General features: G+C 74.6%; 21 protein-coding genes. 3 read left to right on the forward strand and 18 right to left on the reverse strand.

Annotated features, from left to right (window positions below; all coding sequences use genetic code 11):
• Position 1: 1 nt before the first annotated feature.
• Positions 2-874, reverse strand: coding sequence for a substrate-binding domain-containing protein (locus R2J75_RS03270; RefSeq protein WP_243331233.1), 873 nt, complete (start codon positions 872-874; stop codon positions 2-4).
• A gap of 25 nt (positions 875-899) precedes the next feature.
• A complete protein-coding gene (locus R2J75_RS03275) occupies positions 900-2,129 on the reverse strand; it encodes a beta-ketoacyl-ACP synthase (protein WP_316411066.1) in 1,230 nt (409 codons plus the stop codon).
• A gap of 138 nt (positions 2,130-2,267) precedes the next feature.
• On the opposite strand from R2J75_RS03275, the gene R2J75_RS03280 reads away from it, so the two are divergent.
• Genes R2J75_RS03280 through R2J75_RS03290 form a run of 3 tightly spaced genes read left to right on the forward strand, consistent with a single transcriptional unit; the run spans position 2,268 to position 4,428 of the window.
• On the forward strand, positions 2,268-2,522 hold the full coding sequence (locus R2J75_RS03280) for a phosphopantetheine-binding protein (protein ID WP_243331230.1): 255 nt from the start codon (positions 2,268-2,270) through the stop codon (positions 2,520-2,522).
• Complete coding sequence (locus R2J75_RS03285) at positions 2,519-3,664, forward strand: beta-ketoacyl-[acyl-carrier-protein] synthase family protein (protein WP_243345649.1); 1,146 nt, start codon at positions 2,519-2,521, stop codon at positions 3,662-3,664. The genes R2J75_RS03280 and R2J75_RS03285 overlap by 4 nt, the downstream gene beginning before the upstream one ends.
• Positions 3,661-4,428, forward strand: coding sequence for a beta-ketoacyl synthase N-terminal-like domain-containing protein (locus R2J75_RS03290; protein ID WP_243331332.1), 768 nt, complete (start codon positions 3,661-3,663; stop codon positions 4,426-4,428). The genes R2J75_RS03285 and R2J75_RS03290 overlap by 4 nt, the downstream gene beginning before the upstream one ends.
• On the opposite strand, the gene fabG is transcribed toward R2J75_RS03290, so the two are convergent.
• From fabG to R2J75_RS03370, 16 genes are all read right to left on the reverse strand, one after another.
• The gene (fabG, locus tag R2J75_RS03295) at positions 4,409-5,149 is read right to left on the reverse strand and encodes a 3-oxoacyl-ACP reductase FabG (RefSeq protein ID WP_243331228.1); all 741 of its coding nucleotides are present in this window, start codon (positions 5,147-5,149) and stop codon (positions 4,409-4,411) included. The genes R2J75_RS03290 and fabG overlap by 20 nt on opposite strands.
• The gene (locus R2J75_RS03300; RefSeq protein WP_243331226.1) at positions 5,146-5,562 is read right to left on the reverse strand and encodes an ApeP family dehydratase; all 417 of its coding nucleotides are present in this window, start codon (positions 5,560-5,562) and stop codon (positions 5,146-5,148) included. Before R2J75_RS03300 ends, fabG begins: the two co-directional genes overlap by 4 nt.
• A gap of 3 nt (positions 5,563-5,565) precedes the next feature.
• Positions 5,566-6,096: a DUF3261 domain-containing protein gene (locus R2J75_RS03305; RefSeq protein ID WP_243331330.1), complete on the reverse strand. Its 531-nt coding sequence runs from the start codon at positions 6,094-6,096 to the stop codon at positions 5,566-5,568.
• Entirely contained in the window at positions 6,093-8,360 is a 2,268-nt protein-coding gene (locus R2J75_RS03310; RefSeq protein ID WP_279342681.1) for an MMPL family transporter, read from the reverse strand. The genes R2J75_RS03305 and R2J75_RS03310 overlap by 4 nt, the downstream gene beginning before the upstream one ends.
• Positions 8,360-8,959 (reverse strand): outer membrane lipoprotein carrier protein LolA, encoded by a 600-nt coding sequence (locus tag R2J75_RS03315; protein WP_316411068.1) that lies wholly within the window; start codon positions 8,957-8,959, stop codon positions 8,360-8,362. The genes R2J75_RS03310 and R2J75_RS03315 overlap by 1 nt, the downstream gene beginning before the upstream one ends.
• Positions 8,956-9,375 (reverse strand): acyl-CoA thioesterase, encoded by a 420-nt coding sequence (locus R2J75_RS03320; RefSeq protein ID WP_243331222.1) that lies wholly within the window; start codon positions 9,373-9,375, stop codon positions 8,956-8,958. The genes R2J75_RS03315 and R2J75_RS03320 overlap by 4 nt, the downstream gene beginning before the upstream one ends.
• Entirely contained in the window at positions 9,372-10,907 is a 1,536-nt protein-coding gene (locus tag R2J75_RS03325; protein WP_243345650.1) for an HAL/PAL/TAL family ammonia-lyase, read from the reverse strand. The genes R2J75_RS03320 and R2J75_RS03325 overlap by 4 nt, the downstream gene beginning before the upstream one ends.
• An 8-nt stretch (positions 10,908-10,915) precedes the next feature.
• Positions 10,916-11,263, reverse strand: a complete 348-nt coding sequence (locus R2J75_RS03330; protein ID WP_243331218.1) for an ApeI family dehydratase — start codon at positions 11,261-11,263, stop codon at positions 10,916-10,918.
• A complete protein-coding gene (locus R2J75_RS03335; RefSeq protein WP_243331216.1) occupies positions 11,260-11,514 on the reverse strand; it encodes an acyl carrier protein in 255 nt (84 codons plus the stop codon). The genes R2J75_RS03330 and R2J75_RS03335 overlap by 4 nt, the downstream gene beginning before the upstream one ends.
• Before the next feature lie 35 nt (positions 11,515-11,549).
• Positions 11,550-12,854 (reverse strand): class I adenylate-forming enzyme family protein, encoded by a 1,305-nt coding sequence (locus R2J75_RS03340; protein WP_316411069.1) that lies wholly within the window; start codon positions 12,852-12,854, stop codon positions 11,550-11,552.
• Positions 12,854-13,132, reverse strand: coding sequence for an acyl carrier protein (locus tag R2J75_RS03345; protein ID WP_243331210.1), 279 nt, complete (start codon positions 13,130-13,132; stop codon positions 12,854-12,856). Before R2J75_RS03345 ends, R2J75_RS03340 begins: the two co-directional genes overlap by 1 nt.
• An 86-nt stretch (positions 13,133-13,218) precedes the next feature.
• A complete protein-coding gene (locus R2J75_RS03350; protein ID WP_316411070.1) occupies positions 13,219-14,925 on the reverse strand; it encodes a radical SAM protein in 1,707 nt (568 codons plus the stop codon).
• The gene (locus tag R2J75_RS03355; protein ID WP_243331206.1) at positions 14,925-16,103 is read right to left on the reverse strand and encodes a glycosyltransferase; all 1,179 of its coding nucleotides are present in this window, start codon (positions 16,101-16,103) and stop codon (positions 14,925-14,927) included. Before R2J75_RS03355 ends, R2J75_RS03350 begins: the two co-directional genes overlap by 1 nt.
• Positions 16,091-16,987 (reverse strand): LpxL/LpxP family acyltransferase, encoded by an 897-nt coding sequence (locus R2J75_RS03360; RefSeq protein WP_316411071.1) that lies wholly within the window; start codon positions 16,985-16,987, stop codon positions 16,091-16,093. Before R2J75_RS03360 ends, R2J75_RS03355 begins: the two co-directional genes overlap by 13 nt.
• Entirely contained in the window at positions 16,984-18,441 is a 1,458-nt protein-coding gene (locus tag R2J75_RS03365) for a B12-binding domain-containing radical SAM protein (protein WP_243331203.1), read from the reverse strand. Before R2J75_RS03365 ends, R2J75_RS03360 begins: the two co-directional genes overlap by 4 nt.
• Positions 18,438-19,772, reverse strand: a complete 1,335-nt coding sequence (locus R2J75_RS03370; protein ID WP_316411072.1) for a lipid biosynthesis B12-binding/radical SAM protein — start codon at positions 19,770-19,772, stop codon at positions 18,438-18,440. The genes R2J75_RS03365 and R2J75_RS03370 overlap by 4 nt, the downstream gene beginning before the upstream one ends.
• Positions 19,773-19,838: the final 66 nt, after the last annotated feature.

Raw genomic sequence — 19,838 nt, forward strand, 5'->3', positions numbered from 1 at the left:
CCTACCGGGATCCCGCCGCGGCGGCCTTCCAGGCCCTGGACTCGGGGAAGAAGAGGGGCTGGCCGAACCTGTCCTTCCCGAAGGCGGCGATGACGGCCTGGCCCTTGGCGGGATCCGTGAGCCAGGCCGCGAAGGCCTTGGCCGCGGCATGGTCGACGCGGGGGAACCGGGCCGGGTTCACCAGGATCACGGAGATGTGGTTGAGCAGGACCTCGTCGCCCTCCACCAGCACGTCCAGGGCCACCCGGCTCCGGGCGCCCAGGTAGGTGGCGCGGTCGATGAGGGTGTAGGCGCCCTGCTGCCCCGTGAAGAGGAGGGTGGCCACGTTGCCCTCGGCGCCGCGCTCGAACTTGCGGTACCAGGGGCCTTCGGGCTTGATCCCGGCCAGGGTCCACAGGTCCCGTTCCGCCACGTGGGTGCCGGAGAGGTCGCCCCGCGTCACGAAGGGGGCGCCCTTGGCGGCCAGGACGCGCAGGGCCTCGAGGGCGCCCTTCATCCCCCGCACCCCGGCGGGGTCCGAGGGGGGGCCGACCAGGACGAAGTCGTTGTACATGAGCGGGATCCGCTCCAGGCCGAACCCTTCGGCGACGAACCGCTCCTCCAGGGCCCGGGCGTGGACGAGCACCAGGTCCACGTTCCCCTGCCGCCCGATGTCCAGGGCCGCCCCCGTCCCGGCGCCGACGTGGCGGACCCGGATGCCGGTGTCCCGCTCGAAGCCGGCCTCCAGGGCCTCCACGATCCCCGCGTCGATGGGGCCGATGGTGCTGGCCATGAGGACGACGGGGCCGGCCTGCCGGGGTCCGGCCTCCCGGGCCCCGAGGACCGCGCAGGCGGAGAGGAGGAGGGCGGTCGTCAGCGACTGGAGGATGCGCATGGGGAGACTCCGCCGGGGGGCCGGCTCAAGGGGCGCATTCGAGGACGAGGGAGGTGTTGATGCCCCCGAAGGCGAAGTTGTTGTTCATGAACACGGCGCCCGCGGGCTTCCGGCCCGCGCCGCGGATGTAGTCGAGGTCGGCGCAGCGGGGGTCCACGGCGTCGAGGTTGAGGGTGGGCGCGACCCAGCCGGAGCGGGTCATCTGGATCCCCAGCCAGGCCTCGATGGCGCCGCAGGCGCCCAGGGTGTGGCCCAGGTAGCTCTTGAAGGAGACGATGGGCACCGCGCGGCCGAAGGTGGCCCGGGTGGCCTGGGTCTCGGCGATGTCGCCGTGTTCGGTGGCGGTGCCGTGGGCGTCGACCCAGTCCACGGCCTCCGGGGGGAGCCCCGCGTCGGCGAGGGCGGACTGCATGGTCGCGGCCATGGTGGGGGCCTGGGGCTGGGTGATGTGGCTGCCGTCGGAATTGGTGCCGAAGCCGAGGATCTCGGCGTAGATCCGGGCGCCCCGGGCCAGGGCCCGCTCCCGCTCCTCCAGCACGAAGGTGCAGCCGCCCTCGCCGAGGACGAGGCCGTCCCGCTGGGCGTCGAAGGGGCGCGGGGAGCGGTCCGGCTCGGCATTCCGCAGGCTGGTGGCGAAGAGGGTGTCGAAGACCGCCGCGCTGCAGAACGTCAGCTCGTCGGAACCCCCGGCCACCATGGCGTCCTGCAGGCCGTACTTGATGGCCTCGTAGGCGTAGCCCAGCCCCTGGCTGCCGGAGGTGCAGGCGCTGCTGGTGGGGATGACGCGCCCCTGCATGCCGAAGAAGAGGCCGATGTTCACGGCGGCGGTGTGGCTCATGAACTGGATGTAGCCCGTGGCGCTGATGCCGGTGGCCCTGCCGCCGGCGAGGGCGGAGCCCAGGCCCAGGATGGGTTCCAGGCTGCCTGACGAGGAGCCGTAGGCCACGCCCATGCGGCCGCTTTTCAGGAGGGGGTCGTCCAGGAGACCGGCATCCGTCAACGCCAGTTCCGTGGCCCGCACCCCGAGGAGGGCCACGCGGCCCATGGAGCGGATGAACTTGCGCGGGTAGTGGGCGGGCGCCTGGAAGTCCGGGATGGGGGCCCCGAGGCGCGTCTGGAGATCCGGGTAGGCCGCCCAGTCCGGCATGGTCACCACCGCGTTGGCGCCCGCGCGCAGGCGGGCCTCCACGGCGGCCCAATCGCTCCCGAACGCGGTGACCGCGCCCATTCCCGTGACTACGACTCGTCGATTCAAAGGCGGTCTCCCTGGCTCCTCCGGCTCCGCGCGGGAACCACGTGGGGGTGCACAGCCGGGCGCCAGAGGGGTGAAATGATGATAGCCTGATGGCCCAACGCAGACCATTTCAGCCCCGATCCAGGAAACGGAAGGTTCATGGAAACCAAGCTCAGGCTCAAGACATTGCTCATCGAGGAACTGAACCTCGAGGACACCGCCCCGGAGGACATCCAGGACGACGCCCCCCTGTTCCGGGAGGGCCTGGGCCTGGATTCCCTGGACGCCGTCGAGATCGTCATGCTCCTGAAGAAGCACTTCGGCATCGAGCTCAAGGACATGGAGGAGGCCAAGCCCGCCTTCCGGTCCATCGACACCCTCGCCGCCCTGGTCGAGGCGCGCGGCAAGGGATGATCGCCGTCACGGGCCTGGGCTGCATCTCGGCGGCGGGACGGGGCCTGGAGGCCAGCCTGGCGTCGATGGCCGCCGGTGTCCGTTCGCCAGCTCCTCCCACGGCCTTCACCACGGACCACCCGGAGCCCTGCCCGGTCTTCGAGGTGGGGGGCTTCGCCGCCGACCCGGCCCTCCTGCGCACCAGCGGCCTGCTGGCCTGGGCCGCGCGGGAGGCCCTGGCCGACGCGGGGCTGGCCCCGGAGGACCTCGCCCGCCTGCGGGTGGGGGTGTGCATCGGCACCACGGTGGGCTGCGCCCTCAACGACGAGCCCTTCTGCCGCGCCTACCGCGCGGGGGGCCATCCCCCCCTCGAGGCCATGGCGCGGATCCTGCGGAGCAATCCGGCGGAAGCCCTGGCTCGGACGTTCGGCTGTACCGGTCCCCTCCAGACGGTGGTGAACGCCTGCGCCTCGGGCACGGACGCGGTGGGGCTGGGGGCCCAGTGGCTGCGGGCCGGCCTCTGCGACGTGGTGCTGGCCGGCGGGGCCGACGAACTGAGCCGGATCACGTACAACGGCTTCCGGGCCCTGAAGATCACCGCCTCCGAGCCTTGCCGCCCCTTCGACCGGAACCGCACGGGCCTGAACCTGGGCGAGGGCGCGGGGGTCCTCGTGCTGGAGCGGCCCGGCCGCGCCCGGGCCCGGGCCTTCGTGGCGGGCTACGGCACCGCCTGCGACGCGTACCACCCCACGGCCCCGCACCCGGAGGGGGCCGGCCTCCGCCGCGCCCTGGCGGGGGCCCTGGAGGGCCTGGATCCCGCGGAGGTGGCCTTCGTCAACGCCCACGGCACGGCCACCCCCGACAACGACAAGGTGGAGGGGCTCGTCCTGCGCGAGGTCCTGCCCGGCGTGCCCTTCCTCTCCACCAAGGGCTACACGGGGCACACCCTGGGCGCCGCGGGCGCGCTGGAGGCGGTGTTCACCGTGGCCTGCCTGGAGGCGGGCCGCATCCCGGCCAGCGCCGGCTTCGAGGAGCCGGACCCCGCCCTGGGCGGCGCGGTCCCCGTGGACCGGCCCACCTCCGTGCGGGGGCGCCTCGCCCTCTCCCAGTCCCTGGCCTTCGGCGGCAACAACGCCGTGGTGGCCTTCGCGGAGGCCCGGTGAACCCCGCGGTCCTGGGCGTCGGCGCCGTGGGAGGCTTCGGGGCGGGGGCCCGCGCCCTGCTCGAGCCCGCCCAGCCGGGCCTCTACGAGCTGCCCTGGGGCGAGGGGCGGCGCGCGATCCCCGCCTTCCGCGCGGACACGGCCCCCCTGGAGCGCTTCGTGCCCCGGCGGGCCCTGCGCCGCATCGACGCCTTCAGCCGCATCGCCCTCCTCGGGGCCTGCCTGGCCCTGGAGGACGCCGGGATGCCCACCTCGGGCCTCGAGGGCCTGGGCGTGGTGCTGGGCAGCGGCTACGGGGCCACCGGCACCACCTTCGCCCTGATCGATTCCATGATCGAGGGGGGCGACGCCTGCGCTTCCCCCACCCACTTCGCGGGCTCCCTCCACAACACGCCGGCCTCGCACCTGGCCATCACCCTGGGGGCCACGGGCCCCAGCCTCTCCCTGAGCCGCTTCCAGGGCCTGGGGGACGCGGTGCTGCTCGCGGCCCGGCTCATGCTGGCCGAGGGCCGCGCGACGCGGGTCCTGGCGGGGGTGGTGGACGAGGTGTCCGATCTCACCGCCTACCTCTGGGCCCGGGGCGAGGGGGGGACGCCGCCGGGGGAAGGGGCCGCCTTCCTGGTGCTCGGGGAGGGGGAGGGGGCCTACGGGAGCCTGGACGCAGCCATGGCGGGCCGGGGTCCGTCCGAAGGGCCCTGGGGCGCCCTGCCGGGGGCGGACGCCTTCGCCGTCGCCGCGGCGGCGGTCAGATCATCCCGCCGTTGACGCCGATGACCTGCCGGGTGATGTAGGCGGCCTCCGGGGAGAAGAGGAAGGCCACGAGCCCCGCGACCTCCTCGGGCCGGCCGATGCGCCCCATGGGCACCGCCTGGAGGGCGAAGCCCAGGTCCACCCCCTCCAGCATCTCGGATTCGATGAGCCCCGGGGCCACGCAGTTGACGGTGATCCCCCGGCCCGCGAGCTCCACGGCCAGGGCCTTGGCGGCGCCGATGAGCCCGGCCTTGGCCGCGCTGTAGTTCACCTGGCCGCGGTTGCCGATGACGCCCGAGACGGAGGCGACGCACACGATGCGCCCGCCCTTGCGGGTGCGCACCATGGGCATGGTGAGGGGGTGCACCACGTTGAAGAACCCGTCGAGCCCCGTGGCGAGGACGACGTCCCATTCCTCGCCGGTGAGGGCGGGGAAGGCGTTGTCCCGGGTGACGCCCGCGTTCACGACCACGCCGTAGTAGGGGCCGGCGGCCTCCACGAGGGCCTCGAGGACCTCGCGCGCATGCTCGCGGTCGGTGACGTCGAAGGCCGTCACGTCGGCGCTGCCGCCGGCCGCCTCGATCTCGGCCGCCACCTCCCGGGCCTTCTCCAGGCGGGAGCGGCAGTGGACGGTCACGTGGAAGCCGGCCCGGGCGAGGTCGAGGGCGATGGCGCGGCCGATGCGGCCGCTGCCGCCCGTGACGAGGACGCGGCGGGGAGCGCTGGGTGGGGTCATGGGGCCTCGAAGGTCTTCAGGAGGGCGGTGGCGGCGGGCCGCCCCGCGTGGGAGAGGGTGCACTGGAAGGCCGAGAGGCCGATCTCGTCCAGGTATTCCAGCCGGGCCTCGATGAGGAGCTCGGCGCCGGCCGGGAAGGCGGGGACTTCGCAGGCGTAGCACTGGGTGCCCAGCAGGTAGCCCAGGCGGGGGGGGATCCCGTCGGCCTGTTTGCGGGCGCCGCTGTAGGCCGCCACCGCCTGGGCCATCAGCTCGATGCCAAACCACCCGGGCATGCTGCCGTCCGGGTCCGCGTACCAGGCCCCGGGGTCCACCCGGGCCAGGGCCCGGACCCCCTCGGCGTCCACGGACAGGACCTCGGCGAGGAGGAGCATGGGGGGACGGTGGGCCACCAGCTGGGCGGGATCGGTCATGGGTCAATCTTCCAACGTCGTGATTTCCGCTTCCACCCCGAAGGCGGGGAAGCGCAGGCGGACGCGGCGCCAGGGCGGGGCGGCGCCCTCGCGCGTCAGGACGAGGAGCGTCCGGCCCCCCCGGCGCAGGGTGCGGACCTGGTCCGCCTCCAGCAGCTCCGCCCCCTCCGGCAGGCCCTGGCGGGCCTCGTCCAGGGGCCAGTCGCTCAGCTCGATGAGGGTGGCGAGGAACCGGGGATCCAGCTCCGGCGGCAGGGGGACCCGGGCGTCCACCTGGGCGGGCCCGTCCGTCCAGGTGAGGATGAAGAGGGTCTGGCCCAGGACGGTGGAGGCCACCACCGAGGCCTTGCCGCCGGTGTTCTCCACCGTGGTGAGGAGACGTTCAGTCCGGCCACCGGGGAGCTTGAACAGCACCTCCTGGTTGGCGAAGACCGCCGGCCCCGTGCGGGCGGGGCGCAGGGCGTAGGGGAAGTCCAGGCGGGGCCGGCACCCGGTCAGCAGGAGGGCCGCGAAGGCCAGGACCGCGGCCCTCATGCCGTCTCCCGCTGGGCCAGGGCCAGGTGGCAGGTGAGGAGGGTGACGGTCACCGCCACCCCGAGGAGGACGCCGAAGCTCCGGAGGGCCGGCGTGTGGCTGAGGCCCAGGAGGCCGTAGGAGATGAGGGTGCTGGCCCCCGCCAGGGCGACGCCCAGCAGGGCCGATGGGCCCCCCGCCCGGAGGAACAGCGCGTAGTCCACCCCGAAGCCCAGGGCCAGGATGAGGGCCATGAGGGTGAAGAGGGACACGGGGAAGCCCAGGAGGGCCCCCGCCGCGAGGGCGGCCAGGATCCCCAGGACGGCGGGGAGGAGGAGGCGGAGCGCCCAGCGGGGGCCGTACCAGGCCCCCAGGGCGAGGCCCACGAGGAGGACGGCCCCGCCCAGGGCCCACGTGGCCAGGCGGCGGTAGTGGCCCATGAGGTCGCTGACGCTCTGGGCCTTGTCCACGAGGGCGACCCCCGGGAGGCCGGCGGCGGCCCGGCGCAGGGCCCCGGAGGTGGGGGTCCCGGTGGGCAGGACGATGCTGGCATGGCCGTGGCGGGTCTGCCCCAGCCAGAGCATGCGCACGGGCGCCGCGAAGGGCTGGGCCAGGAAGGTGGCGGGCTGGAGGACCGGGGTCTCCAGGCCGTCCAGGCCCCGGGCCACGGCGTCGGGCCGGAAGCCCACCTGGGCCATGGCCCGGGCGAGGGCCGGGCGGAGCTCCCGGTTCCGGGCGAGATGGGCCGCCTGGACGGCCGGGGAGGGCACGAAGGCGGAGACGGCCATGAGCCCCTCCACCCCCTCGATGGGCAGGCGGGCCCGGAGGGCCTCCTCCCGGGCCAGGACCTGGCCTTCGTCCGCGCCTTCCACCAGGAAGAAGGCCCCGGCGCTGGAGATCCGCATCAGCTCGGAAAGGCGGGCCTCGTCCCGGCGCAGGGCGGCGGAGGGCTGGATGAGGCCCCGGACCTGGTCGTCCGTGTGGCCCAGGCAGGCGACGGCTGCCAGGAGGGCGGCCAAGGCGAAGGCGCCGGGCAGGGCCCAGGGGCGGAGGGCCAGGGTCCGCACCCGGGCGTGGAGCCGCGCCAGGGGATCCAGGAGGCTGGGCCGGGGCGGCATGGGCGCCTCCAGCCAATCGGGCAGCGCCAGGAACACCGTGAGGAAGGCCCCGGCGAGGCCCACCATGGAGAACACGGCGATCTGCCGCAGGCCGGGGAAGGGGGCCGCGAGGAGGGCCCCGTAGCCGAGGATCGTCGTGGCGAAGCCGCCCAGGAGGGGGGGCCGGAGCCGGGCCAGGGCCTCCCGGGGCCGCCAGGCGTCCCCCGCGCCCAGATGGTGGGCGAAGTAGAGGAAGGCGTAGTCCACGGACACGCCCAGGACGCTCACGCCGCACACCAGGGTCAGGAGGTGCAGGCGTCCGAAGAGCAGGAGGCTGACGGCCAGGGCGGATACCAGGCCGGCCGTGGCGCAGGCGAGCCCCAGCGCCAGGTGGCGGACGGAGCGGAAGACCGCCACGTAGAGGGCGATGATGGCCAGGATGGACAGGGCGCTGATGAGGTTCATCTCACGCTCGGCCGTTTGGCGAGCGTCCGCGGCGTAGAAGGCGACGCCCGTGCGCAGGACCTCGGTGCCCGGGAAGGCGGCGCGGGTGGCCCCCAGGGCGGTCTCCACGGCGCCCAGGGCGCGGGTCTGGACCTGGGGATCGAACCCGGAGCCGGAGAGGCCCGCGGTCACGAGGATGTGGAGGCCGTCGGCGGCGCGGACGGTGAGCAGGTTGTCCCGGAGCTCCAGGCCGGTGGACTGGAAGGGGAGGCTCCCGAGGAAGCCGGCGAAGCCGCCCAGGGGGTCCAGCTCGGGGGGCAGGCCGGAGAACCGGGGCGACGCGAGCTGGGCCTCCAGGGCCGCGGCGGGGTCGGGGCCCGCCAGGGCGCCGGAGGCCAGGCGGAAGCGGTAGGGGGCGTAGAAGCGCACCAGGTCGCCGGGATCGATGGGGGGCAGGGTGGACTGCACGTCCCGGAAGGCGCCGGAGGCCTCGAGGCCCCGGGCCAGGTGCAGGGCCGCGGCCTTCCCGGCCTCGTCGCCGGGGCCCTTCACCAGGAGGATCACCCGCTCCTGGGTGGCCCGGGCCAGGGACTGGAGGGCCTGCTCGGCGACGGGGTTCTTCTCCGTCTCCGGCAGCATGGCCAGCAGATCCGTCTCCAGGGCCCGGCCGGAGGCCAGGCGCAGGCCCGCGAAGGTGGCCAGCGCGGCCAGGAGCGCGGCCCAGATCCAGCCGCGGGCGCGCATCACTCGAAGGCGAGGAGCCTGCGCTCCTCGGCGGTGAGGGGGGCGCCGGGGTTGAAGCGGAGGAACTGGATGTCGGTGGTGTCGCCCGAGGGCTCATCCACGTGGATGGTCTCCACGAAGGCGCCGCCCCGGATGCGCACGCCCTTGATGAAGGCGGCGGTCTGGGGCCGGGGCTCCAGCAGGATGGTCCAGGCCTCGGGGCCGCCCTGGCCCTTCACCGTGAAGAGCTCCTCCAGCCCGCTCCAGCGGCCCTCCAGGAGGGACTTCATGATGCCCGCCATGCGCGCCGCCATGGCGTTGTCCTTGGCGGTCTGGAGCTTCCGGTTGCCCTGGGCGTCCACCTCCGCCACGCCCTTCGGCCCGAGGGCGACGGTGAGGCGCAGGGGCTTCTCCATGCGCCACAGCACGCCCAGTTCCCGGGAGACGACGAGGTTCCCCGAGGACTTGAGGGGGCGGGAGAGGGCCGCCAGGCGCCGGGTCTGCACGAAGTCGGCGTGGAGCAGGGGCGTGGCCTTCAGGTGGGCCGTGAGGGCCTCGGGCACCGGCTGGGCCTGGACGAGCAGGGCGAGGGGGGCGGCCAGGGCCGCGTGCGCCCTCACCGGGCCACCCCGGCCAGCGCCTCGCGCAGCGCGTCGGGGCACCCGAAGCGCAGCTGCCCGGTGGCGGCCTCCACCGCCAGCTGGACGGTCTCGGCCTTGTGGAGGGTCTCGCCGGTCCCGGCATCGGTGATGCGGTAGTCGATGCGGATGCGGTCCTCGTACTCCAGGAGCCGGCAGGCCACGCGGAAGCGCTGGCCGTAGCGCAGGGGGCGGACGTACTTCATGGAGCAGGTGACCACGGGCCAGATGACGCCCCAGTCCTGCATCTGGGCCCAGTCCAGGCCCGCCTCGCGCATCATGGCCGTGCGGGCCAGCTCCAGGTACTTCACGTAGTGGCCGTGCCACACGAAGCCCATCATGTCGACGTCGTGGAACGGCGCCTCCAGTTCGATCTCGCCTTGCAGGAAGGGTTTCATGGGTAGAGGCTCCAGGTCTGTTCGCGGACGGCGTCGCAGAGGCCGGACAGGACCCCGTCCAGGGGACGGTCCTCGTCCAGGAAGGGCAGGTCCGAGCCGAGCCCCTCGAGGAAGCTCCGGGCCTCGGGGGCCAGCCGCTCCGCGGCCGCGATCCCCTGGCGCTCCCGGATGCGCAGGGCCTGCACGACGGCCAGGGCCAGGGAGGCCGCGACCTGCTCGGCCAGCTCCAGCACCCGCAGGGCGTCCCGGGCGGCGATGGTGCCCATGCTCACCTTGTCCTGGTTGTGGCACTCGGTGGAGCGGGAGAAGGCGGTGGCGGGCATCGTCAGCTTGAGGGCTTCGGCGGTCCAGGCGCTGGCCCCGATCTGCACGGCCTTGAGCCCGTGGTTGAGGGCGGCCCGGCGGCCCTCCGCCCCGGAGAGGTTCATGGGGAGGCCCTGGTTGTAGCGGACGTCCACCAGGAGGGCCAGCTGCCGGTCCATGAGGTCGGCCAGGCTGGCCACGGCGTTCTTCAGGCCGTCCATGGCGAAGGCCACGTGGCCGCCGTAGAAGTGGCCGCCGTGGAAGAGGAGGCCCGCCTCCGCGTCGATGAGCGGGTTGTCGTTGGCGCTGTTGAGTTCGGTCTCCAGGTCCCGGCGGATCCAGGCCAGGGCGTCGCCCAGCACCCCGATGACGTGGGGGGCGCAGCGCACGGAGTAGCGGTCCTGGAGCCGGGCCGGATCCTCCGTCCCCGGGGCGCCCCCCAGGTCCTCGTAGGCCCGCACCGCGGCCCGCAGGGTCCCGGGGTGGGGCTTCAGCTGGAAGAAGCGGGGGTGGAAGTGGTCCCGGTTGCCCCGCAGGGCCGCCACGGCCAGGGCGGTGAGGCGGGTGGCGAAGCGCTCCAGGTACCCGGCGCGGTGGGTGGCCAGGCATGCGAGCCCGGTCATGGCCGCCGTCCCGTTCATGAGGGCCAGGCCCTCCTTGGGGAAGAGGGTGATGGGGGCGAGGCCGGCCTCCCGCAGGGCCTCGGCGGCGGGCAGGACACGGCCGTCGTAGAGGGCGTCCCGCTCCCCCACGAGGGTCGCGGCCACGTAGGAGAGGGGCGTGAGGTCGCCGCTGGCCCCCACGGAGCCTTCGGCGGGGATGCGGGGCAGGACGCCGCGGTTGAGGAGCGCCGCCAGGGCCGCGAGCAGCTCCCACCGCACGCCGGAGAAGCCCAGGGCCAGGGAGTTGAGGCGCGCCGCCAGCACCGCCCGCGTCTCGGCGGGGTCCAGGATCCGGCCCAGGCCGCAGCCGTGGTAGCGGGTGAGGTGGAGGGGCAGCTCCGGCACCAGGTCCGGCGCCACCTGCACCGTGCAGCTGTCCCCGTAGCCGGTGGTGACCCCGTAGACCTCGTGCCCCCGGGCGAGGAGTCCGGCCAGGAAGGCCGCGCCCCCCGCGATGCGGGCGGGGTCCGCCGCCAGGGTTACGCCCCGGCCCCGGGCCACCTCGGCCACGTCCTCGAGGGTCAGCGGGCCTGCGCCCAGGGCGATGGGGGGGAGGGATGCGTGCATGGCGTCGGTCAGCCTTCGGGATGGAACCGGACGACGCCGGAGGATTTGGGGCCCGCGGCCCCGCGGAGGGCGAAGCGCAGTCGCCCGCGCTCCGGGTCGTGCTCCAGCTGCAGGACCAGGGCCTCGCCGGGGCGGATGGGTTCCTTGAACTTGAGCTGGTCCACCCCGCGGAAGGCGCCGAGGCCGGGGAAGGCGAGGCGGCCGAAATGGACGGCCCAGTCCAGCTGGGTGACGCCGGGCAGGATGGGCTCCTGGGGGAAGTGCCCCTGGAACCCCAGCAGGTCCGCCTCCACCTGGATCGCGAATTCCGCCCGCCCGGGGGCGACGGTCCCCCCGCGGCCCTCCGGGAACCTCATGAGGCGGAGAGCATCTGGTGGACGGCCTCCACCACGTCCCGGACCGTGCGCACGTGCTTGAACTCCTCGGCCTTCACCCGCCGGCCCGTGAGCTCCTGGAGCTGGATGGCCAGCTCCACGGCGTCGATGCTGTCCAGGTCCAGGTCCGTGAACAGGTGGGCGTCCAGGGTCACCTTCTCCACGGGCAGGTCGAAGGACGCATGCAGAATGGCCTGAAGGCGGGCGAGGATTTCTTCGTGGGTGAGGGTCATCGGGACGGTCTCCGGGCGCGTGGCCCATTCTAGCGTTACGGGGTGGGGCCGGTCGGCTCGAAGAGGGCGGCCAGGGCCTCGGCCCGCAGCTTCCCCCGGGCGTCCAGGGGCAGTTCCTCCACGAACCGCCACTTGCGGGGCAGGGCGGGGGCTTCGAGGGTCTGGGCCAGGCGCGCGCGCAGGTCCTCCCCCAGGGCGCGGCGGGCGGGGGCGTCCGGCGGGAGGGCCCCGCGGAGGACGACGGCGGCCCCCAGCTGGCGGCGCCGGCCCTCCAGGAGCACCACCGCGGCCCCGGCGACGCCGGGGCAGGCCTTCAGGGCCGCCTCCACCTGGGGCAGGGAGACGCGCTTCTCCTCGATCTTCACGGTGCGGTCCAGGCGGCCCAGCAGCTCGAAGGTCCCGTCGGGATCCAGGCGGACGGCGTCCTCCATGCGCAGGCCGCCGGGGTCCACCCGGGAGGACCGCACGTGGAGCGCCCCGTCGGCCTCGACGCCGAGCTGCGTGTCCGGGAAGGGCGCCCACCGGGAGCTGGCGGGGTCGGGACCCGGGTTCCGCCAGGCGATGCCGCCGCTTTCGGTGCTGCCGTAGACCTCGAAGACGCCCGTCCGGGAAGCCCGCCGCCAGGTCAGGGCGTCCTCCCGCTCCAGCACGCCGCCCGAGGAGAAGACGGCCGGAAGGTCCAGGCCGTCGAGGGCCACCAGCTTGGGCAGGCGGGCGAGGTGGGCCGGACTGGCCACCAGGATCGGGCGCAGGGCCATGGCCTCCCGGAAGCTGGCCGGGTCCCCGCAGGCGGCCGTCAGGAAGGGCCGGCCCGTGGCCAGGGGCCACAGGATCCGGAAGAGGCAGCCGTAGATGTGGTGGGGGGGCACGGTGGCGGCCACGGGGGCGTCGCCCGCCGCTTCGCCGAAGAGGGCGGCGAGGAGCTCCGCCTCCCGGGCGAGCTGGTGGAAGCGCCGGAGCACCGCCTTGGGGGTGCCGGTGGACCCGGAGGTCCAGAACTCCACGTCCGTGTCGGGCAGGGGGCCGGAGGCCGGGGCCGCCCCCTCCCGGAGGCAGCGGGCGTCGTCCAGCACCGCGTCGGCGCCCACGCAGGCCAGGGTGGCGGGCAGGAGATTGGGGGGGATGATCACCCGGGCGCCGCCGAGGACGGCGCCCAGGAGGCCGGCGGCGAAGGCATAGGCGTCCTCGCAGGCGAGGACGACCCGCTCGCCGGTCCGCACCTGGTCCCGCACCCCGGCCACCGCCCGCCGGAAGGCGCCGGTGGGGCGGGGCCCGTCCGGGGCCAGGGCCGCGGGGGAATCGCTCGGGCGTCCGACGTCCAGCAGGGACCGACCCACCATCAGGCGCTCATCATGGCCTGGACGCAGTCGACCACGTCCTGGACCGTGTACATCAGGCGGAACTCGTCCGGCTGGAGGCGCCGGCCGGTGTATTCCTGCATGTGCTGGGCCAGCTCGACTTCGTCGATGCTGTCCAGGCCCAGGTCCGTGAACAGATTGGCCTCGGGGGTCACGGTGCGGGGGTCCAGGCGGAACTGCTGGTGCAGGGTCTGGCGGACCCAGCGGAGGATGTCCTCCGGGGTCCGGACGGGGGTGGACGCGTTGCCTGGATTCAACATGAAAATGGAAAACCTGCCTTGGGTCGGAGAATCACCCATGCTAAGCCAAACGGGCCGGGGATGCCAGCCTGCGCGGTCACAACCGGTCAAAGCCGGGGGCAGCCGCGGCAGGCGGCGGGCGGCGCTCCGGCCAGGAGGCCCTGGCGAAGCGCCCGCAGGGCGGGTCCGTTCCACACCTGCTGGAAGGCGGGGTGGAGGAGGCTCCCCGCCGGGTTCCCGGGCTGGCAATCGCAGCAGGTGAGGGTGCCGTCGGCACCCACGGCCGCGGTCTGCCAGGGCGAGAGGCAGTGCCGGTGGCGGTCCGCCCGGTCCCAGAGCCGTTCGGCGGGGCGCAGGAGGTACTCCCGCAGGCGGAAGGGCTTCCCCAGTTCCTCCAGGCCCCGCACCGAGAGCGCGGGAAGGCCGGCCGCCAGGGCCCGTTCCAGGGAACGGGCAACCGTCTCCCGGACCCCGGCGGGGGCGGCCCGGAGGCTGCGGGCCCGGTTCGCCGCGAAATTGAGGTCGGAGAGCATCCAGGCCCGGGCCCCCAGCCCCAGGGCCAGGTCGGCCACGCCGTCCAGGTGCTCGGCGTTTTCCGTGGAGACGGCGGTGAACACCGCCAGGGCCACCCGGCCCCGCCAGCGTTCGGCCGCCTCCCGGAAGGCGCCCAGGGTGCGCTGGAAGGGGACGCCCGGGCGGAGGCGCTCCGCCAGGGCCGGATCGGCCGCGTCCACGGAGAACGTGGCCTGGGCCAGGCCCGCGTCCGCCAGGGCCTCGGCGAGGGGGGCGGTGAGGGCCGCGCCGCTGGTGACGAGGCCCACCCAGCGCCCCTGGCGGGCGGCCATCGCCACGCAGGCGGCCAGGTCCGGGTGGAGGGTCGGTTCCCCCAGGCCCACCAGGGTGATGCGGGCGGCCTCGGGCAGCCGGTCCAGGACCTGGGCGAAGGTGGCCAGGGTCATGTCCCCGCGGTCCGGCCGATCCTGGGTGCGGGCGCAGGCCACGCAGCGGTGGGGGCACCGGGTGGTGAGTTCGACGTTGACGAGGGCCGGGGGCGGGGCCCAGGGACCGAGTTCCGGCAGGGCGCCGGGCTGGAGGGCCCGCCGGACGGAGGGGGTCCGGCCCGCGGCATGCCAGCCGCCGGGGCGGGCCTCGGCGTAGGCCGCCACGCCCGGTTCCAGGAGGGCGATCCGCGCCCGCTCCGCCGCGGTCAGGGCGTCCCCGGGCAGGAGGGCGTCCACGATGGCGGCGACGAGGGCGTCCCAGGCCGCGGGCGAGGTGAGGTGATGGCCCTCGCCCGGCAGGATCAGGACCTCCCGGCCCCAGGAGGCCAGGTCCTCCGGCGGCACCAGTTCGTCCGCCCCGCCGTGGGCCAGGACCAGCGGGACCTGGGGCAGGCCGGCGGCGCCGGCCCGGTTGAGGGTGTGGACCAGGCGGCAGGCATCCAGGAGCGTGGGGGGGTCCATCCGGCCGTGGGTCGCGGCCAGGAAGCGGGGCAGGTGTTCCAGGCCCACCCGGGGCGGGACGCCCAGCAGGACGAGCAGGTCCGGCCGGAGCTGGGCCTGGGCCAGCAGGGCCAGGGAACCCCCCGTGGAGTGGCCCACCAGGGCCCAGGGGCCCGGTCCCTCCGCCGCCGCGGCCACCGCGGCGAGGAAGGCCGCCTCGTCGAAGGGCGGGGGGCTGCCCGTGCCCGTCCAGGCGGGGTGGAGGGCCGCGAACCGGGCGCAGCCCGCCCCGAAGACCCCTTCCAGGGCCTCGGCCAGGGGGGCGAGGTCCGCCGGGGCGCCCAGGTAGCCGTGGACGAGCACGAAGCGCATCAGGCCCCCAGCCGTTCGGCTACTCGGTCCGCGGCGCGGGCGAGGGGGACGGGGAGGGGCAGGGGGCCCCGGCGGGGCAGGCCCATCAGGCGCGCGTCCAGCTCCGCGTCCCCCAGGGCCGCCAGGGCGTCGGCGTAGACCCGGCTGGACCCCCAGAACACCGTGGGGGGGACCAGGCGCGCGCCGGCCCCCAGGCGCTCCAGGCAGAGGCCGTTCTGGGCCTGCTCGGGATGGAAGGGAAAGACGGCGGTGGGCACGCCCGCGGCGAGGGCCTCGAAGACGGTCTGCTGGCCCCCGTGGCACACCAGGAGGTCCGCGCGGGCCAGGAGGTCCCCCATGGGCGCGAAGCCGAAGGCCGTGACCCCGGGCCTCGGCGCGCGCCCGGAGGGGAATCCGCCGCCCGCCAGGGCCACCTGGAAGCCCAGGGCCAGGAGCCGGTCCAGGATGCGCCCCGGCGCCGCGTCCGGGCCGATGGCCGTGCCCAGGGAAAGCACAGCCAAGGGGCTGCCCAGGCGATCCAGGGCCGGCCCGGCGGCCTCCGTCCCGGGCCACCGGTCCCAGGCCAGGGGGCCCACGTGCTCCAGGCCGGGGGCCGGCGCCAGGGGCTGGAAGTCCGGGGTGTCCCACAGGTAGGTTCGGCGGCCGAGCAGCAACGACCGCACGTCCTCCACGGCGGGCCGCCCCAGGGCCGCCAGCGCCCGGGAGGCCCGGGCCCCGCAGTGGCTGTAGAAGGTGTCCAGGAAGGGGCGCTGGGCCTCGTGCCCGGGTTCCCCGGGGGCGAAGCCCAGGACGCCGCGGAAGGCGGGGAGCATGCAGCCGCAGGCCAGGGTGTCGCAGGGGATCCCGGCCAGGGCCGCCGAGGTGGGGGCCGTGAAACGGAAGATGCCCAGGACGAGGTCGGGCTTCACCTCGGCCAGGAGGGCGGTCTCGGCCTGGACGACCCGCAGGAACCGGTCGGGGTGGCGGAACCAGGCGAAGGTGGGGGCGGAGCCGCCGTCCGCCTCCTGGAGGTCCGGCAGCACCCGGTGGGGCACGTCCAGCCGCGTGAGGAAGGGCGAGCGGGCCGCCGATGCCGCGAAGACCACCTCCGCGCCACGCGCCCGCAGGGCCTCGCGCACGGCGAGCCCCTTGGCCAGGTGGGAGAGGGCGTTGCTCCCCGGCAGGATCAGGACCCGCACGTCCCGTCCTCCGCCCAGAGGTCGAAGAAGTTGAACCAGTGATGGGGGTGCGCGGCCAGGAAGGCCTCCAGCATGCCGGCGAAGGCTGCGGCGTGGGGCGCGTAGGGGGCGGCGCCCCGGCCCAGGCCCGGCGGCACCCGGATCACGCCCGCCAGGCTCATTTCGAACTGATCGGGGCAGGGCTTGACGGGGAGGAGCACCGCGATGGGCGCGCCCGTCGCGGAGGCCAGCCGGTAGGCGGCGGAGGGCAGGCGGACCGTGCCCCCCAGGAAGGGCGCGGCCACGGCCGTGCGGGTGTCCCCCCAGGTGCGGTCCCCCATCAGGCAGAGCACGCCGCCCTGCTGGAGCACCCCGACCATGGCCGGCACGCCCCCGAGGAAGCCGTCGGGGTCGATGCGCGTGAAGGGGTGGGCCCCTTCCCGGAAGGGCGAACTGCGGTCCCCGGGCTCGAGGCGGGCCACCGTCGCGAGGGGCTGGGACAGGGCGCCCAGGTTGGCCATGCCGAGCTGCCACGCGCCCACGTGGGCGGTGAGGATGATGAGGCCCCGGCCCTCCCCCAGCAGCGCCTGGAGCGGCTCCCGGCACTGGAGGGTGGTGCCCAGGGTGGGATCCCCCAGGCGGAGGGCCGTCTGGTCCACCAGGAGGCGGGCGAAGGTCTGGACCAGCCGGAGGGTGTCGCCCAGGAGGCGACGGCGGCCCGGGAACCGGTGCCGGAGGTAGGGGCGGCAGCGGGCTCGCACGGAGGGACGGGCCAGTACGTACCAGAGGGCCACCAGGTCCGCGAGGCGGTAGGCGACGGGCCGGCCCGCGCGTCGGATGCAGGCCCGGAAGAACCCGAACTGCCAGCCGGCACCCAGGCCCCGCTCCCGCCAGCCGGCGCTCATGGCGTTCCTCCGGCCTTCCGTTCCGTGCGGCGGGTGAAGGCCAGGAACGCGCCCAGGCTGCCCAGGAAGCGCAGCCAGCTGTGGGGGGAGCGCCAGAGCATGGCCACGTAGCCCAGAAGCACCTTGGGGCGCCGGAAGTGGCCCTCGTAGAAGGCCCGGAACAGCTCCTCCAGGCGCGCCTTCGTCATGCCGCGGGGGACGAACTGGATGCTCATGCAGTCCATCTTCTCCCAGTCCTCCTCGAAGGTGCCCAGCTCGTGGGCCTTCTCGTAGATGGGCGACCCCGGGAAGGGGGTGAACTTGGCCAGGTTGAAGTCGTCGATGGGCAGCGCGTAGACGTAGTCCATGCTCTTGCGGACGCTCGCTTCCGACTCCCCGGGCAGGCCCAGCATCAGGAGGCCCTTGGTTCGGATGCCCGCCTTCTTGATCATGCGGATCTTGCCGGCCAGGTGATCCAGGTCGGGGTTCTGGCGGTGCTGGGCCAGGAGCTCCGGATCGCCGGTCTCGATCCCCAGGCTCATCATCCAGCACCCGGCCCGCTTGAGGCGCGCCACCAGGTCCGCGTCGATGTGCTCGGCCCGCACGGTGCAGTTGAAGGTCATGCCCAGGGGCCGCTCCAGGAGCAGGTCCGTGAGGCGCTCCACCCGGCGGCGGTCGAGGGTGAACTGGTCGTCGTAGAAGTTGAGGTGGCGGATGCCGAAATCCCGGCGCAGGTGGCGCATGTGGTCGTACAGGTACGCCGCCGAATTGAAGCGGAAGCTGCGCCGGAACACGGAGCGGTCGCAGTACGAGCAGGCGTAGGGGCATCCGCGGCTGGTGATGCAGCTGCTGTTGGGCGCGGTGGGGTAGTTGAAGATGGGGAGCCGGTAGGCCCCGGGGAAGCCCTCCAGCCTGGCGTAGGCGGGGAAGGGGAGGTCGTCCAGCACGAGGGCTTCGCGGCGGTAGCCGTTGAACCGGCCCGGGCCGTCCGCGCCGTCCCGCCAGGCCAGGCCCTCCACGGACGCGGGGGCCTCCCACCCGCCCGACACGAGCTCGAGGAGCGTCGCCTCCCCCTCCCCCACCACGATGAAGTCCACCGCCGGGTAGTCCTCCAGCAGGCGCGCCTTCAGGGCGGAGACGTGGGACCCCCCGAACACCGTGCGGATGCCGGGCAGGGCCGCCTTGGCCAGGGCGGCGATGCGCACGCCGTCCAGGAAACTGGACGTGGTGCAGCTCAGGCCGATGAAGGCCGGGCGCTCCGTGCGCAGCCGTTCGAGGATGGCCGCGTCGGAGAAGGGGTGGGCGAAGCAGTCGATGATGGAGGCCGAGAACCCGTGCCGCTCCAGGTAGGCCGCGAGCATGGCGAGGCCCAGGGGCGGCATGAGGTTGGCGACCCGGGAGATGTCGGCCCCGGCCTCTTCGGCGCGGTAGCCCAGGGGGTGGACGAGAAGGATCCTGGACGCGTCGAGCTTCATGCGGGCACCGGAAAGCGCACCAGGGTATCCCAGAGCAGGCCCTTGAAGCCCAGGGCGCGCAGGGCCTCCAGCCGCTCGCGGCCCCGGGAGGGGGGGAACACGCGGTCCCGCCGGCCCTTGAAGACGCCCGCGATCCGGGCCTCCATGGCCTGCCGGTCCAGGCCCGGGGCGAAGTAGTGCAGGGGCTCCAGCAGGGGGGCCCCGGGCGTGGCGAGGCCCTGCCGCTGCGCCAGGCCCAGCAGGGGCGTGCCGGGGAGGATGCGGATGCCGGAGAAGGCGAAGACCACCGTGTGGCGCAGGCGCTCCAGGTTGGCCAGCCCCTCCTCCACCGTGGCCGCCGTCTCCCCGGGCCCGCCGAACATGACGAAGTGGGCGCAGGGCACCCGGGCCTCCACGAAGGCCTCGTTGGCCTCCACCACCTCCGCGAAGGTGAAGCCCTTGCCGAGCCCCCGCAGGGTGGCGTCGCAGGCCGCGTCCGTGCCCAGCTCCGCCGCCCGGAGCCCGGCGCGCTTGAGCAGGCGCAGGTCCTCGGCGCGCAGGCCCTGGGGGCGCATGTAGCAGCTCCAGGTCACGTCCAGGCCCCGGCGCAGGATCTCCTCCGCCAGCTCCCGGTAGCCGGGGTCGCCGTTGAAGAGCGCGTCGGCCAGGAAGAAGGCCTCCGCGCCCAGGTCCCGGCGCGCCCGGGCCAGGTCGTCGGCCACGGCCCCGGGCTCGCGGCGGCGGATGCGGGTCCCCTCCAGGTCGGCGTAGTTGCAGTAGACGCAGCTCTGATCGCAGCCCCGCTGGGTCTGGACGTTGAGGAGCCCGGAGCGCTCCAGGTAGAAGCGCGCGATGGCGGGATCGTAGGCGGGCGCCCCCAGGACCTCCGGCACGGCTCCCCGCTGGATGGGGGGCACGGGCCGCCCCGCGGCGAGGGCTTCCACCACCAGCGGGCCGGTGACCTCCCCCTCGCCCACGACGCCGCAGTCCGCGCCCGTGTAGGCCAGCAGCTCGGCGGGAAGGATGGAGAAGGCGGGGCCGCCCAGGACGATGGGCGCCCGGGTGTGGGCCCGGGCCACGGCCACCAGGTGGCGGGCCGTGGACGGATAGTCGGTGGTGGCCAGGGAATCGCAGGAATCCAGGTTGCGGAGCGAGAAGCCCAGGACCTCGGGCTGGAAGGCGGCGATCCGCGCCGCGAAGGCCTCCTCCGGCCGCGCCTCGGCGAGGACATCGAACTGGGCCACCTCGTGGCCCCGGGCCGCCAGGGCCCCGGCGAGGATCGCCATGCCCAGCGGGTGAACCGGGTACGGATCACAGGTGACGTTGGTGGAAACGAGCAGGACGCGGCTCATGGACGGGCGGAGAAGGGCGTGGGATCAGAGCTGGCGAACAGCCTGTTTCGGGGATCGGATAAGATA

The sequence above is a fragment of the Mesoterricola sediminis genome (genome assembly GCF_030295425.1).
GTDB classification, from domain to species: domain Bacteria; phylum Acidobacteriota; class Holophagae; order Holophagales; family Holophagaceae; genus Mesoterricola; species Mesoterricola sediminis.

Coding starts and splice junctions, on each gene's coding strand:
- R2J75_RS03305 (WP_243331330.1), bottom strand. CDS start 6,096: ATGAGGGCCGCGGTCCTGGCCTTCGCGGCCCTCCTGCTGACCGGGTGC.
- R2J75_RS03345 (WP_243331210.1), bottom strand. CDS start 13,132: ATGTTGAATCCAGGCAACGCGTCCACCCCCGTCCGGACCCCGGAGGAC.
- R2J75_RS03280 (WP_243331230.1), top strand. CDS start 2,268: ATGGAAACCAAGCTCAGGCTCAAGACATTGCTCATCGAGGAACTGAAC.
- R2J75_RS03350 (WP_316411070.1), bottom strand. CDS start 14,925: ATGCGCTTCGTGCTCGTCCACGGCTACCTGGGCGCCCCGGCGGACCTC.
- fabG (WP_243331228.1), bottom strand. CDS start 5,149: ATGACCCCACCCAGCGCTCCCCGCCGCGTCCTCGTCACGGGCGGCAGC.
- R2J75_RS03360 (WP_316411071.1), bottom strand. CDS start 16,987: ATGAGCGCCGGCTGGCGGGAGCGGGGCCTGGGTGCCGGCTGGCAGTTC.
- R2J75_RS03330 (WP_243331218.1), bottom strand. CDS start 11,263: ATGAGGTTCCCGGAGGGCCGCGGGGGGACCGTCGCCCCCGGGCGGGCG.
- R2J75_RS03325 (WP_243345650.1), bottom strand. CDS start 10,907: ATGCACGCATCCCTCCCCCCCATCGCCCTGGGCGCAGGCCCGCTGACC.
- R2J75_RS03310 (WP_279342681.1), bottom strand. CDS start 8,360: ATGCGCGCCCGCGGCTGGATCTGGGCCGCGCTCCTGGCCGCGCTGGCC.
- R2J75_RS03365 (WP_243331203.1), bottom strand. CDS start 18,441: ATGAAGCTCGACGCGTCCAGGATCCTTCTCGTCCACCCCCTGGGCTAC.
- R2J75_RS03320 (WP_243331222.1), bottom strand. CDS start 9,375: ATGAAACCCTTCCTGCAAGGCGAGATCGAACTGGAGGCGCCGTTCCAC.
- R2J75_RS03335 (WP_243331216.1), bottom strand. CDS start 11,514: ATGACCCTCACCCACGAAGAAATCCTCGCCCGCCTTCAGGCCATTCTG.
- R2J75_RS03285 (WP_243345649.1), top strand. CDS start 2,519: ATGATCGCCGTCACGGGCCTGGGCTGCATCTCGGCGGCGGGACGGGGC.
- R2J75_RS03340 (WP_316411069.1), bottom strand. CDS start 12,854: ATGGTGGGTCGGTCCCTGCTGGACGTCGGACGCCCGAGCGATTCCCCC.
- R2J75_RS03370 (WP_316411072.1), bottom strand. CDS start 19,772: ATGAGCCGCGTCCTGCTCGTTTCCACCAACGTCACCTGTGATCCGTAC.
- R2J75_RS03300 (WP_243331226.1), bottom strand. CDS start 5,562: ATGACCGATCCCGCCCAGCTGGTGGCCCACCGTCCCCCCATGCTCCTC.
- R2J75_RS03270 (WP_243331233.1), bottom strand. CDS start 874: ATGCGCATCCTCCAGTCGCTGACGACCGCCCTCCTCCTCTCCGCCTGC.